Genomic DNA, 12909 nt, shown 5'->3' with positions numbered 1-12909 from the left:
TTGCTGCTCAGTCGCGTGCGGCGGCGATGTCGACGTTCTCCAGCAGACCGATCGCGTCGGGCACCAGGACCGCTACCGACGCGTAGGCGGAGACCAGGTAATGGGTCAGAGCGCGTTCGTCGATGCCCATGAAGCGGACGTTGAGCCCCGGCGCGTACTCGTGGGGAAGCCCGGTCTGGCGCAGTCCGACGACGCCTTGGTCGTCCTCGCCGAGACGCATCGCCGCGATCGTGGTCGTCTGCCCCGCGCTGATGGGCAGCTTGTCGCAGGGGAAGATGGGCACGCCCCGCCAGGCGGTGACGGCCTGCCCGTCCTCGACGACCGTCGTGGGGTACACGCCGCGCCGGCTGCATTCGCGCATGAACGCGGCGATGGCCTTCGGGTGGGCCAGGAACAGCCTGGTGCCGCGGCGGCGGGTGAGCAGTTCGTCCATGTCGTCGGGGGTCGGCGGCCCGTACCGGGTGCTGATGCGCTGGTCGTACTCGGCGTTGTGCAGCAGCCCGAACTCGCGGTTGTTCAGGAGCTCTCGCTCCTGGCCTTCGCGGATCTCCTCCACGACCAGCCGCAACTGCTGTTCGAGCTGGTCCATGGGGTCGCTGTAGAGGTCATGAACGCGCGAGTGGACCCGCAGGACGGTCTGCACGACCCCCAGCTCGTATTCACGGGGCGCCGGATCGTAGTCGACGAACGTGCCCGGCAGCGTGGGCTCGCCGTGGTGTCCCGAGGCCACCGCGACCTCGGCCTCGCCCTTGCGGTTGACGGGCCGGCCGGTGACGGCGAGGCGTTCGGCGATGTGCGACCGGAGGCGCGACGAGCCGTCGAGGACCTCCTGAAGGCTTCGCCGGCTGAGGGCCATGAGGGTTCCCGCCGTGATGGCCTTGTAGGTGTGCCGCCATACCGGCTCGGACCGGTGAAGCGCCTCGTCGCCCAGGTGCGTGCCGTCGATGAGCACGCCCCGGTGCTGGACGTCGCCGTACGCGCCGGTGCCGCGTTGTTCGACCTTGCCGTGCGCGATAATGAACACGTCCGTCACCCGCGCGCCGGACTCGGCGATGACCTCGCCGGGCTCGAAGTGGCGGAGCACGAACCGGCGGGCCAGGTCGGCGAGCACCGCCGTGTCGTCGAACCCCCGTAGGAGCGGCAGCTCGGCCAGGGTCTCCGGAACGATCCGCACGTCGTCGGCGCCCGTCTGGACGAACCCGACCCGGCCGCGGCCGACGGCGAGCTTGAGCCGCCGGTTCACCCGATAGGTTCCGCCGGAGACCTCGACCCACGGCAGTGTGCGCAGCAGCCACCGCGAGGTGATGCCCTGCATCTGCGGGACGGTCTTGGTGGTGGTGGCGAGATTACGGGCCGCCTGCGTGCCGAGGCTCAGCCTGTCGTGTTCGGCCGCCGGTTCGGCGATGGCGTCGGTCATGACAGGCTCCCATCTGGAGACGGTCGCGAGATGCACAGCGCGTTGCCCGTCGAACACTAGGTGTGAAGGTCTGAGGCCGTTAAGGGGACGAGTGTGCACAGAAGTCTGCACGGAAGGTAATGGGAACGTCACAGTGAGGGTGATTGGAACCCAAGCCGCCGACCGCAGGTTCAGCCGGTAAGACCCATAAAACGGCGCCGCCCCCAGCCCGGCAGGGGGCGTGGGGACGGCACGCATGCGGGTCGGCGCCGGGTCACCAGGGAATCGGCCCGCTCTCGTCGACGAAGGTGCCCGTCGGGCCGTCCGGGCCGAGCGTCGCCATGCGCACCGCGATCGCGGCGCCCTGCTCGGCGGTGCGGTCGCCGCTGAACCCGTTGCCCTCGGTCGCGGTCCTGCCCGGGCAGACGGCGTTGACCAGGATCCCGTTCCGGCGCAGGTGCTTGGCGTACTGCGTCGTGACCGCGTTGACCGCGGCCTTGCTCGCCGGGTAGCCCAGCAACGGTGGCAGGTCGGCGAGCTCTCCGTCCGGCGTGGCCATCGCGGTCAGCGAGCCGCCCCGCCCGGACACGTTCACCACGCGTCCGGCCGGCGAGTGCAAGAGCAGCGGCAGCATCGCCTCGGTCACCGCGACCAGGCCGAAGACGTTCGTCTCGAACACCCTGCGGACCTCGGCCGGCACGTCCGTGCCCGCGCCGGGAATCTGCCGTTCGTCGCCGGTGATCCCGGCGTTGTTGACCAGGACGTCCAGCCGGCCGTACCGGGTCGCGATCTCCTCGGCGGCCATGGCCACGGTGTCGGCGGCGGTCACGTCCAGGGTCATCCCGTGCACGTCGCCGCCGGCGGCGCGCAGCCGTTCCACCGCGGCGTCCCGTCGCCCGGTGTCGCGGGCTCCGATGAGTACTGTCATCTTCCGGTCGGCGAGCCCGGCCGCGATGGCGTAGCCGATGCCCTTGTTGGCCCCGGTGACCAGGGCGATCGTTGTCGTGTCCGTCATGACGCCAGCTCACCAGCCGCCGCCGGACGACACCAAGACCGATGGGGACGCGCACCTATACCCTGAAGGTATGGATTCCCGGGAGCTGGCCTACTTCGTCGTGGTCGCGGAGGAGCGCAACTTCAGCCGGGCGGCCGAGCGGCTCGGCATCGCCCAGCCGCCGCTGTCCCGGGCGATCCAGCGCCTGGAGCGACGGCTCGGCGTACGGCTTCTAGAGCGCACCAGCCGCCACGTGTCCCTGACCCCCGCCGGCGAGGTCCTGCTGAACGAGGGTCGCAAGGCCCTCACCAACCTGGCCGCGGCCGAGCGGCTGACCCGCCGCGCCGGGCGCGAGCCGCGGTTGGTGGTGGTGACGAAACCGGCCGGTGACGCCGGCCTCCTCGAACCGATCCTGGCCCGCTTCGCCACACACCCGGACACGGTCGAGGTCGAGGTGCTGATCTGCGGCATCGGCGAGCAGAAGAGCCTGCTGCGCGACGGAACCGCCGACGTCGCGCTGCTGCGCACGCCGCAGAGCGACCTGTCCGGGCTGGCCACCGAGGAGCTGCTGACCGAGCGCGAGCTGGTGGTGCTGCCGCCCACGCATCGGCTGGCCGGCCGCGCGTCGGTACGCACGGTCGACCTGGCCGGCGAGGTCCTCCCGCGCTGGACCGACGAGTCACCGGGCGACGGGCCGGTCATCACCGACACCGGGCAGGTGGCCGAGCTGGTCGCGCTCGGGCGTATCACCGCCGTACTGCCCGAGTCGGTCGCCTGCCGGATCGGCCGCGGCCTGGTCGCCGTTCCCGTCGACGATCGCCGGACGACCCTGCTGGCCGCCTGGCCCGAGGAGCGTCGCGACCGCGCGCTCGCCGCGTTCGTCCGTACGGCCGTCGAGGTCGCCGCGGCGCGCTCCACCGACGCCCCCGGCGCCCCGAAGCGTTCCGGCTCGCTCACGGGAGCCTGATCACGCGGCCGGTGCCGCGGCCTCGTCCAGCTCGCGCAGCTCCGCCTCACCGACCAGCCGCCGGTTCAGCGCCTCCAGGGTCTCGCCCTTGGTCTCGGGGGCGAGCCGTACGCAGATCAGCACGCCGAGCACGCCCGCCGCGACGAAGAGCCACAGCGCGTTGGAGATGCCCCAGGCCGCGACCATGTCGGGGAAGGCCAGGGTGCCGATGATGCCGCCGACCCGGCTCGTGGCCGCGGCCAGGCCGGTGCCGCTCGCGCGCAGCGAGGTCGGGAAGAGCTCGGTCGGGTAGACGAAGTCGAGGATGCCCGGCCCGGCGTTCGCGCACAGCACGGCGAGGGCGAAGAGCAGCACCACGACGGCCAGCGGCGGCGACGGGATCAGCGCGAGCACGGCGAGTGCGACGACCAGCCCCGCGAAGGAGACGATGATCAGCGGCCGCCGGCCGACGCGATCGACCACGGCCACGCCGATGGACGCACCGGCGACGCCGAGCAGGCCGACCACGCACGACCCGACGCGGGCCTCGGTCGGCGTCGAGGCGAGATGCCCGAGGATGGTCGGCGTGTAGATCGTGATGCCGTAGTAGGTGAGCGTGTACATGAACCAGAACCCGCAGCAGAACAGCGTGAGCCGCAGCATTCGCCCGGTCAGCAGCCGGCTGAACGGCGCCTGCGCGGGACGCGCCTCCACCTCCGCGACGGGACGGCCCGACAGGTCGGAGAGCACGGCGGCCGCCTCGGCGGTGCGGCCCTTGGACTGCAGCCACCGCGGCGACTCGGGGACCTTGCTGCGCAGGTAGATGACGACCGCCGCGAAGACCCCGCCCAGCAGGAGCATCCAGCGCCACGAGCTCGCGCCGAGCGGCGAGAACGCCAGCCCGGCGAGGTACGCGGTCGCCGAACCGGCGAACCAGGTGGCCCCCAGCCCGCACATCAGCATGCCGCGCCGGCGGGCGGGCGCGAACTCGGCCAGCAGCGTGGAGGAGATCGAGTAGTCGGCGCCGAGCCCGAGGCCGAGCAGGAACCGGAAGACGAAGAGCTCCCAGTAGTTCTGGCTGACCGCGGTGAGGACCGCGAAGACGAAGAAGCACAGGAGGTCGACCAGGTACATCTTCTTGCGGCCGAGCCGGTCGGTGAGGCGGCCGAGCACGAGCGCGCCGACCAGCATGCCGAACACGGCGGACGCCGCGAGCGGCCCGGTCATCGACGAGGGGATCGACCACTGCTTGGTGAGGACGGGTAGCGCGACCGCGATCACCGCGAGGTCGTACCCGTCGAGGAACATGCCCGCGACGGACAGAGCCGTCACCTTGCGGTGGAAACCGCGCAGTTCCTCGGAGTCCAAGACGGAGAAGTCGGTCGTGGTCACGAGAACTCCCGGTCAGCGGCGAGCGGGGCGGGGTGCTGCTGGTACTCAAACGTTCTAGCAGCTCGGTCCGCCACCGTCCAGACACCGGTTACTGTTGTGCCCGTGGCAGGACCCGGCGGCAACGCACCCACGCAGCACGACGTTGCACGCGCCCTCGGCATCTCGGTGTCGGCGGTGAGCCTGGCCCTGAACGACCGGTCCGGAGTGAGCGAGGACCTGCGCGCCCGGGTACGGCAGACCGCCGCCGACCTCGGCTATCGGCCCAACACCTCGGCCGTCGCCCTGCGCACCCGCCGGTCGCGGACGATCGGCCTGCTCATCCGCAACCTGTCCAACCCGTTCTTCCTCGACGTCATCGAGGGCTTCGAGGCGGTGTGCGCGGGGAGCGGGTACGCGTTGATCACCGCGTCCTCGCACTACGACCTGCGGCGCGAGACCGAGCTGATGCGGACCTTCATCGCCCGGGGCGTCGACGCGCTGGCGCTGGCGCCGGTCGGCGGTTCGCGTGCGGCCGGCGAGTGGCACCGGACGACCGGCCGTCCGACGGTGCTGCTCAACGCTGCGCGGCTCGGGCGCGCGCTCCCCGTCATGCGCACCCACGTCGACGGTGTCGCGGCCGTCGAGCAGGCCGTGGGCCACCTCGCCGACCTGGGCCACCGCCGGCTGGCCCTGCTCTCCGCGCCCCGGCGGCGCAGCCCCGACCCCGAGCGGGCCGACACGTTCCTGCGCGTCGTCGCCGAGCGCCGGCTGTCCGGCCGGATCCTGGAGACCGAGCTGACCGCCGCCGCGGCGGGCCCCGCCCTGGACGCCGAGCTGGCCCGTCCCCGGCGCTCCCGCGCCACCGCGGTGATCACCAACAGCGACCACCTGGCCCACGTCGTCTACGCGGCGGCGGCCGGACAGGGCCTGCGCATCCCCGACGACCTCTCCGTGGTCGGCCACGATGACCTGCCCACCTCGGCTTTGCTCGCTCCCCCGCTCACGACCCTGGCCGTCGACCGCCGCACCATCGGTGTGACCGCGGCCGGCCTGCTCCTCGACGCGCTCGCCGGCCGGCCGGCCACCACGCGTGACGTCAGCCTGCCCGCCACGCTGCTCGTCCGCGGCTCGACCGCCCCGCCTCCGCGCTGACCCGCGGACACCAGGCCGCGCCGCTTCCGGACTCAAACGTTAAAGTGATGCCTGTCGACCGGACGTGAGGAGCCGCCTGTGGAACCGCCCCCGTACGCCCCGGGAACGACCACCAGGACGATCAGGCGGGCCGCGACGGCACGGACCGGGACCGTGGCGCCGTACCGCGTGCTGGCCGACGGGCCGGGCGAGCCGCATACGGTCCGTACGGACCTGGTGCCGGAACGGGCGCCGGAGCCGGGCGGTTCGGTGGTGCTGCGGGCGGTGCACCTCACCGACCTCCAGATCGCCGACCTGGCCTCGCCGGCACGGGTGGAGTTCCTGCAGGAGCGGGAGGGCACGCCCGGCTTGCGGCTGATGCTGCCGGCCTACCGGCCGCAGGAGTTCCTCGCCCTGCACGGCGCCGAGGCCATGATCAGGACACTGCGCGACCCGGCGGCGGCCGGCGGGCCGATCGACCTCGTGCTGACCACCGGCGACAACACCGACAGCGCGCAGGCCAACGAGCTGCGCACCTGGCTCGACCTGCTCACCGGGGCCGCGCCGATCGACCCGGCGCGCGGCGCGGGCGGGCTGGACGCGACGCCGGCGGCCGTCCGCGGCGGCGCGTACTGGAACCCCGAGCCCGGCCCGGCCGACGTCTGGAAGCGCGAGCGCGGTTTTCCCGACGTGCCGGGTCTGCTGGCCGAGGCGGCGCGGCCGTTCCGTCCGGCCGGGCTCGCGGTGCCCTGGCTGGCCTGCTTCGGCAACCACGACACGCTCGTCCAGGGCCGGGCGCCGACGACACCGGCCCTCGAGCGTCTCGTCCGCGGGGCGGCGAAGCCGGTCGCGCCACCGCTCGGCCTCCCGGGCGGTGACCTCATCGACGCGTACCGGCTCGACCCGACCGTCGTGAGCGGCGGCGCCTCGCGGCCGGTGCGCCCGGATCCCGAACGCCGCCACGTCGGGGTGGCCGAGTACGTCCGGGCCCACCTCGAGGCGGGCGGCGACCCGGCCGGACACGGCTTCACCGCCGCGAACGCGGCCGACGGCACGGGGTACTACGTCTACGACGCCGTCCCCGGTGTCCGCCTGATCTGCCTCGACACGACCAACCCGGGCGGGTACGCCGACGGCAGCCTGGGCGCCCGGCAGGCGGCCTGGCTGACCGACCGGCTCGCCGAGGTGCACGGCCCGGGCGCCGACCGGGCCGTCGTCCTCTTCTCCCACCACGGGCTGTCGACCCTCACCAACGGGGTGCCGCCCGCCGACCCGGCGGAGCGGACCGCAGCCGACCTGCCCCGGCTGCTCGCGCCGGACGTCGAGCGCCTGCTGCACCGGTTCCCGAACGTGGTCGCGTGGGTGTCCGGGCACACCCACGTCAACCGGGTCACCCCACGGCCGGGCCCCGGCGGCGGCTTCTGGGAGATCTCGACGTCGTCGCTGGCCGAGTGGCCGGTGCAGGGCCGGCGCCTGGAGCTGGGCACGGCCGGGCCCGGCATCGTCGTGCTGCGCAGCACCAGCCTGGACTCGGCGGCGCCGGCCGACCCGGCCGACGGCCACGGGCTGTGGCGGCTGGCCGCTCTGCACCGCGAGGCCGCGGCCAACGAGCCCGGCAGCGTCGGCGGCCCCGCGGCGCACGGGACTCCGGCCGACCGCAACGTCGACCTGCTCGTCGGCGTCCCGGTCGCGCTGACCGACGCGCTCACCGGCGCCGGGCGCCCGTGGAACGGGCCTTACGACGCGACCACCGCCCGCTGAGCGCCGTACTCAGGAGTTCTGCGGCTGGTCGCGAAGGTGCGGGGAGTCGGCGTCCTCGGGGCGCGGACCCCGCCTGAGCCGCCGCCGGCCGTGTTGGGGGCGGGCCACCAGGCGTGCCGGCCCACGGACGAGGAGGCCGAGGGCGAAGCCGTACGCCGCCACCAGCCCGTGGCCGTTCCCCTGGGCGAACCACAGCGCCAGGCCGAACACCGGCACGCCGGCGGCGAGCAGCCGTTCCTTGACGGCGTGGCCGCGCAGGAGAAGGACGCCGGCCAGGGTCGCACCGAGGAAGTAGGTGGCTCCGGAACTGCCGGCGAAGTCGCGTGGATCGGTGCTACCGCTCGTCGCGCCGAACAGCGCGTCGACGTACCGCGGGAGGAGCGCGCCGGCGGCGAACAGAACCACCGTCAGCGGCCCGTTCCAGACGCGCTCGGCCAGGGCGGCGATGACGGCCAGGGTGACGATGTTCCACGACGCCCCGGCGACGCCTCCGTTCTGCATGAAGACCGAGGTGACCACGCGCCACCAGCCCGTCTTGTCCGGATCCGCGTCGAGGGCCGCCATCGCTCCGTGCCAGCAGAGCTGGGTCACCACGCCTGCCAGTGCCACCGCGGTCAGCCCGGCCGCGGCCCAGGGGAGGCGGCGCCACCCGATCGCGTCCCGCTCCACCAGAACCTGACCGGCCTTGAACATCAGCACCATCAGCCCCGCCGTGGTCACGTTGAACAGCAGTGCGCCCATCTCGGCCCGCCTTTTTGAACACCGTTTGAATCCGTCTGGTGCCGACTGTAACGCCGACCGAGGGGCAATTCAAACAGCGTTCAAAAGTGCGCTACGGTGACGCCGTGAAGCTGAGCACGGACCGGATCATCGACGCGGGCATGGCCACGTTCGCCGAGGTGGGCTACCAGGGACTGTCCATGCGGCGCGTGGCCGAACGTCTCGACGTGCACGCCGGGAGCCTCTACTACCACGTACGGAACAAGGACGCCCTGCTGAGACTGATGGCGGATCGGATCGCCCAGCAGGCGTACGACGCCGGCAGCGCGGCCCTGGCGGCCCTGCCGGAGGAAGCGGACTGGCGGGCGCGGATCGAGGCGCAGGCCCTCACGCTGCGAGAGAGCATCAGGCGGCATCCGGGCGGGCCTCTCCTGCTCGCCGACAGCCCGAGCATGCTGAGCCCCGGCGCACTGTCCCTGATGGAACGGCTGCTGGAGACCCTGCGCGACGCGGGCGTGCCCGAGGAGCATCGCGTCATCGTCGCGGACACGTTGCTCAGCCACGTCACCGGGTTCGTGCTCCAGGAGCAGAGCCGGTCCCCCGGCCCCGCCGTCGACCGGCAGGACGTCACCGACCTCCACGAGCGCTTCCCGATGACCACGGCCGAAGCATCGCGCCACGACCAGGACGAGAAGTTCATCCGCAGCGTGCGCCTGCTCTGCTCCGCCGCTCAGACGACGATCGCGCCCGGCTCCCCGCGACCCTGACTGTCGGTGCCGCGTGTGATGCTTCCTCCATGGTGGTCGTCTTCGATGCCGAGCTGTGGATCTGGGATGCGCGACGCTCCGACACCTGGACCTTCGTCAGCCTGCCCGCCGATGAGTCCGAAGAGATCCGTGACCTGGCCGGCGGGCTGCGTCGCGGCTTCGGTTCACTGCGGGTACGCGTCGTGGTCGGCGGCAGCACGTGGACGACCTCGATCTTCCCCGACAGCGCGCGCGGTCGTTACGTGCTGCCCATCAAGCGCGCCGTCCGCACGGCCGAATCCCTCGACGCGGGCGACGTCGCGACGGTGAAGGTCGAGCTCATCGACTTCTGACCTCCCCCGATGCGCCGGCGGAGTCGCTTTCCGCGGCGTAGAGCAGGGCGGGGTCGAAGCCCATGCCGGTGAAGTGGCCGGCGACCTCGAGACTGATGACGCCGTGCAGCCGGGTCCAGAAGGTGAGCGCGCGACGTAGGGCGGACGCCGAAGCGGGGTGGTCGGCCGCCCACTGCCGATGCGCGGCCAGGTGGTCGTCGAGGGCCGTGGCGGCATCGGAGGCCGGACCGCCTCCTGCCGCCGTTCCTGCCTCCGTTCCTGCCTCCGTTCCTGCCTCTGTGCCGGCCTCGGCATAGGCGTCGAGCAGGAGCGTCATGATGCCGGCGGCGAGCGTGGTCGCCTCGGGCGGGGCGGCGTAGCCGGGCACCGGTGTGCCGTAGATGAGCAGGTAGCGGTGTGGAGCGGCCAGCGCCCACCGGCGCAGGGCGGACGCCATCGCGGCCAGCCTCGCCTCGGGCGGATCGCCGGGCGTCACGGCGGCCTGGCAGGTGTCGGACAGGTCGCGGTAGGCGTCCAGGACGAGTTCGGTGATCAGCTCGTCACGGTTGCGGAAGTAGCGGTAGAGAGCGGGACCGCTGATGCCCATCTGCTTGGCGATCGCGTTGAGGGACAGCGCCGACGCGCCCGTGGCGGCGACCTGCGCCCAGGCGTGCGCCTTGATCTCCTCGCGCACCTGCTCGCGGTAACGCGCCCGCGGGCTCTTGACCGCATCGCCCATGTCCGTATCCCTCGCTTGACTTCACTTCAGTGAGCACATAATACTCTCGTTAGAGCCTATAACTAATACGAGAAGCAGTAACGGACTGGAGAGTGATGGACATGGGCACGGAACAGCGCACCGAGATCGTGCTCCCGGGCGTGGTGTCCCCCGACGGCCTGCGACTGCGCACGTCACCGATCCCGGTGCCCGGCGCCGGCCAGGTGGTGATCCGCATGGAGGCGACAGGCGTGTCCTTCGCCGAGCAGCAGATGCGCCGGGGCCGGTACTACGACCAGCCGCCGTTTCCGTTCGTACCCGGCTACGACCTGGTCGGGATCGTGGAGGCCGTCGGGCCCGGCGCGGACTCCACGGTCCTCGGGCGGCGCGTCGCGGCGCTGACCAAGGTGGGCGGCTGGGCCAGCCACGTGGTCGTCGACGCCGCCGACGTGATGCCGGTGCCCGACGGCCTGGACCCGGCCGAGGCGGAGACCGTCGTGGTGAACGGCATCACCGCGTGGCAGATGCTGCACCGCAAGGCCCGCGTCAAGGCCGGCCGGACGATCCTGGTGCACGGCGCCAACGGCGGCGTCGGCTCCACCCTCGTGCAGCTGGCCCGCCTCGCCGGGATCCGGGTGATCGGCACCGCCTCCCCGCGCAACCACGACCGGCTGCGCGACCTCGGCGTCATCCCGATCGACTACCGCACCGACGTGCCCGCCGCCGTACGCGAGATCGCCTCCGGCGGCGTCGACGCGGTCTTCGACCACCTCGGCGTCCCCAGCGTGCTCGACTCATGGCGGCTGCTCGCCCCGGGCGGCACCCTGGTCGCCTACGGAAGCGCCGCCACCCTCGACGACACCGGCTCCAAACAGCTCCCGGTGCTCAAGATCCTGGGCCGGGTCTGGGCCTGGAACGCGCTGCCCAACGGGCGGCACGCCTACTTCTACAACATCTGGGCCGGCCGCGGTCTGGCCAAGCAGCGGTTCCGCACCCGGCTGCGGCACGACCTCACGCAGGTCCTGCAGGCGATGGCCGAGGGGCACATCACCGCGCAGATCGCGGCCCGGTTCTCCCTCGCGGACGCCGCCGACGCCCTGCGCCTGGCCGAGTCCAAGACCGTCACCGGCAAGGTCATCCTCACCCCCTGACCACGAGCCGCGAACTCACGGACGGCCCTCACCGTTCAGGCCGGCTCCCGTACCAGGTGGACAGCGAGGTCAGAATGGCCTGCAGAGTGCCCCGCTCCACCGCGTCGCCGATGGTCCCCTCGCCGAAACGCTCGCCTCGTACCGTTGCCGTGGCGAGGCGGACGGCATCGGCCGGGGACAACACGCCATCGGCGGGCACGGTGGGCGGGCGTCGCTGCATCCAGTGGTAGGCCGGGGTGACCGCGCCTACTCCGACCAGCGCGTCGCAGGCGCGGTCGACGCGTTCGCCGTAGACCGGATAGCCCATCCTGATGACGCCGTCCGGCCGTTTCTCCGCCCGCACCCAGCGACAGTCGTCTTCGGCGTGCGGCAGGGCCGCGAACTCGCCCGCGACGGCCACCAGCCGGTGCCAGGCGTCGACCCGCTCGGCGCTGGTGTCCAGCTGTGCCAGCAGCATGGTGTCGTCGGGATCGGATGGGGACACCCGGGCGAGTTCGGCGGTCAGGAGGTCGCGGGTCGCCGCGTCGAAGGCGACGAGCCTGACCCGCCGCACGGCGGTCGAGGTGGAGGCGAGGGTGGTGACCGCGATCCGAGCCGCCTCTTCGGCCGGGAACCCGTACGCACCGGTCGCGATGGCGGGGAACGCGATGCTGCGCACGCCCAGTTCGTCGGCGGCCCGGAGGCAGCGGCGGTAGCAGGAGGCCAGGACACCGGCCTCGCCCCGGCCGCCGCCCGCCCAGACCGGCCCGACCGTGTGGATCACGTACCTGACCGGCGGATAAAGGCCGAACGCCGGTGTCGCCATCGCGTCGCCCGGAGCGCAGGGACCGATCGCCGCTCCCGCTTCGGCCAGGCGCGGACCGGCCGCGCGATGAATCGCGCCGTCCACCCCGCCGCCGCCCATCAGCGACGCGTTCGCCGCGGTGACGACGGCGTCGGTCTGTTCGCGCGTGATGTCGCCAAGGACCACCTCTATCTCTGCCATGACTCCGATAATGAGGGCATGCGCGCCGTCTCTCGAGTCGCCGTGATGACCGTCCTGTGCTTAGGGGCCGCGTGCACGGGGGACCCCGCGGCATCGCCCCGTGGACGTACGCCGGTCCCGTCGGACGGTGCGGCCACGTCACCGGGGCAGGTCGATCTCGACTGCTCCGATCCGATCGACACGGTGCCGTCGCCGACCGGGCCGCAGCGTGGCGTTCTCGACATCGTGGGCCTGGACACCACGTCGACGGTGCAGGCCGCGAGGGCGGAGGGAGCCGGGCCCCATCGCCTCTTCGCCAAGACCGGGCTTCTCGTCCATGCGGGGCGGGAGGGAAGCCTGACCGTACCGGCGAGCTGGGCCGCCCGCCTCTCCATCGCCTGGGGCAACCACGCACCCGCGTGGACCACCGTTCTGCACATCCCCGCCTGCCCGGCGCCGCCCGCCGCTACGGGGCGGTGGCTGGTCTTCCCCGGCGGGTTCTCCCTCGACCAGGCCGCCTGCGTGCCCTTGCGGGTTCGGGCGGGGCGGGAGACGGCCACCGTCCACGTGCCGGTCGGCGCTCCCTGCCATGGTTGACGCCCGCTCGGCCGGGTCTTCGCAGGCGGCGGTAGGTGTTTTCCCGGCCGAGGGCCGGTCCGGCGTCGGGAAGTACTCTTGG

At 72.7% G+C, this 12909-nt stretch carries 13 protein-coding genes; 7 read left to right on the top strand and 6 right to left on the bottom strand.

The window, feature by feature from the left end; translation table 11 throughout:
- Positions 1 to 7: 7 nt before the first annotated feature.
- Complete coding sequence (locus tag OG417_RS08190) at positions 8 to 1417, bottom strand: family 2B encapsulin nanocompartment shell protein (protein ID WP_329252036.1); 1410 nt, start codon at positions 1415 to 1417, stop codon at positions 8 to 10.
- Positions 1418 to 1670: 253 nt separating this feature from the next.
- Positions 1671 to 2411, bottom strand: a complete 741-nt coding sequence (locus OG417_RS08185) for an SDR family NAD(P)-dependent oxidoreductase (protein ID WP_329252033.1) — start codon at positions 2409 to 2411, stop codon at positions 1671 to 1673.
- A gap of 70 nt (positions 2412 to 2481) precedes the next feature.
- Here OG417_RS08185 and OG417_RS08180 point away from each other — a divergent pair, with 70 nt between their 5' ends.
- Positions 2482 to 3357 carry a LysR family transcriptional regulator gene (locus OG417_RS08180; RefSeq protein WP_329252031.1) on the top strand — a complete coding sequence of 292 codons (876 nt, stop codon included), beginning with the start codon at positions 2482 to 2484 and terminating at the stop codon, positions 3355 to 3357.
- Here the strand turns inward: OG417_RS08180 and OG417_RS08175 are convergent, their stop codons facing one another.
- A complete protein-coding gene (locus OG417_RS08175; RefSeq protein WP_329252028.1) occupies positions 3358 to 4728 on the bottom strand; it encodes an MFS transporter in 1371 nt (456 codons plus the stop codon).
- A 102-nt stretch (positions 4729 to 4830) separates the two neighbouring features.
- Here OG417_RS08175 and OG417_RS08170 point away from each other — a divergent pair, with 102 nt between their 5' ends.
- Together OG417_RS08170 and OG417_RS08165 are read left to right on the top strand one after the other, a co-directional pair.
- The gene (locus tag OG417_RS08170; RefSeq protein WP_329252023.1) at positions 4831 to 5859 is read left to right on the top strand and encodes a LacI family DNA-binding transcriptional regulator; all 1029 of its coding nucleotides are present in this window, start codon (positions 4831 to 4833) and stop codon (positions 5857 to 5859) included.
- Between the two features lie 78 nt (positions 5860 to 5937).
- The gene (locus tag OG417_RS08165; RefSeq protein ID WP_329252021.1) at positions 5938 to 7599 is read left to right on the top strand and encodes a TIGR03767 family metallophosphoesterase; all 1662 of its coding nucleotides are present in this window, start codon (positions 5938 to 5940) and stop codon (positions 7597 to 7599) included.
- A 9-nt stretch (positions 7600 to 7608) separates the two neighbouring features.
- Here the strand turns inward: OG417_RS08165 and OG417_RS08160 are convergent, their stop codons facing one another.
- On the bottom strand, positions 7609 to 8340 hold the full coding sequence (locus tag OG417_RS08160) for a hypothetical protein (protein ID WP_329252017.1): 732 nt from the start codon (positions 8338 to 8340) through the stop codon (positions 7609 to 7611).
- A gap of 104 nt (positions 8341 to 8444) precedes the next feature.
- Between OG417_RS08160 and OG417_RS08155 the strand changes: the two genes are divergently transcribed.
- Entirely contained in the window at positions 8445 to 9086 is a 642-nt protein-coding gene (locus OG417_RS08155; RefSeq protein ID WP_329252014.1) for a TetR/AcrR family transcriptional regulator, read from the top strand.
- A gap of 29 nt (positions 9087 to 9115) precedes the next feature.
- On the top strand, positions 9116 to 9418 hold the full coding sequence (locus tag OG417_RS08150; protein ID WP_329252011.1) for a DUF1905 domain-containing protein: 303 nt from the start codon (positions 9116 to 9118) through the stop codon (positions 9416 to 9418).
- On the opposite strand, the gene OG417_RS08145 is transcribed toward OG417_RS08150, so the two are convergent.
- Positions 9405 to 10136 carry a TetR/AcrR family transcriptional regulator gene (locus OG417_RS08145; RefSeq protein WP_329252009.1) on the bottom strand — a complete coding sequence of 244 codons (732 nt, stop codon included), beginning with the start codon at positions 10134 to 10136 and terminating at the stop codon, positions 9405 to 9407. The genes OG417_RS08150 and OG417_RS08145 overlap by 14 nt on opposite strands.
- A gap of 101 nt (positions 10137 to 10237) precedes the next feature.
- Here OG417_RS08145 and OG417_RS08140 point away from each other — a divergent pair, with 101 nt between their 5' ends.
- Complete coding sequence (locus tag OG417_RS08140; protein ID WP_329252006.1) at positions 10238 to 11266, top strand: medium chain dehydrogenase/reductase family protein; 1029 nt, start codon at positions 10238 to 10240, stop codon at positions 11264 to 11266.
- Between the two features lie 28 nt (positions 11267 to 11294).
- Here OG417_RS08140 and OG417_RS08135 read toward each other — a convergent pair whose 3' ends face one another.
- Positions 11295 to 12251 carry a macro domain-containing protein gene (locus tag OG417_RS08135; RefSeq protein WP_329252003.1) on the bottom strand — a complete coding sequence of 319 codons (957 nt, stop codon included), beginning with the start codon at positions 12249 to 12251 and terminating at the stop codon, positions 11295 to 11297.
- A 183-nt stretch (positions 12252 to 12434) separates the two neighbouring features.
- Here OG417_RS08135 and OG417_RS08130 point away from each other — a divergent pair, with 183 nt between their 5' ends.
- Positions 12435 to 12827 (top strand): hypothetical protein, encoded by a 393-nt coding sequence (locus OG417_RS08130; protein ID WP_329252000.1) that lies wholly within the window; start codon positions 12435 to 12437, stop codon positions 12825 to 12827.
- Positions 12828 to 12909 lie beyond the last annotated feature (82 nt).

It is taken from the genome of Actinoallomurus sp. NBC_01490 (assembly GCF_036227085.1).
Classification (GTDB): domain Bacteria; phylum Actinomycetota; class Actinomycetes; order Streptosporangiales; family Streptosporangiaceae; genus Actinoallomurus; species Actinoallomurus oryzae.
Note: the sequence above shows the minus strand (reverse complement) of the source record. Positions and strands in the feature narration are given on the sequence as shown.

Bases quoted from the DNA above. Each gene is read 5' to 3' on its own strand.
- OG417_RS08190 (WP_329252036.1), bottom strand. From the start codon at position 1,417: ATGACCGACGCCATCGCCGAACCGGCGGCCGAACACGACAGGCTGAGC.
- OG417_RS08185 (WP_329252033.1), bottom strand. From the start codon at position 2,411: ATGACGGACACGACAACGATCGCCCTGGTCACCGGGGCCAACAAGGGC.
- OG417_RS08180 (WP_329252031.1), top strand. From the start codon at position 2,482: ATGGATTCCCGGGAGCTGGCCTACTTCGTCGTGGTCGCGGAGGAGCGC.
- OG417_RS08160 (WP_329252017.1), bottom strand. From the start codon at position 8,340: ATGGGCGCACTGCTGTTCAACGTGACCACGGCGGGGCTGATGGTGCTG.
- OG417_RS08150 (WP_329252011.1), top strand. From the start codon at position 9,116: ATGGTGGTCGTCTTCGATGCCGAGCTGTGGATCTGGGATGCGCGACGC.
- OG417_RS08145 (WP_329252009.1), bottom strand. From the start codon at position 10,136: ATGGGCGATGCGGTCAAGAGCCCGCGGGCGCGTTACCGCGAGCAGGTG.
- OG417_RS08140 (WP_329252006.1), top strand. From the start codon at position 10,238: ATGGGCACGGAACAGCGCACCGAGATCGTGCTCCCGGGCGTGGTGTCC.
- OG417_RS08135 (WP_329252003.1), bottom strand. From the start codon at position 12,251: ATGGCAGAGATAGAGGTGGTCCTTGGCGACATCACGCGCGAACAGACC.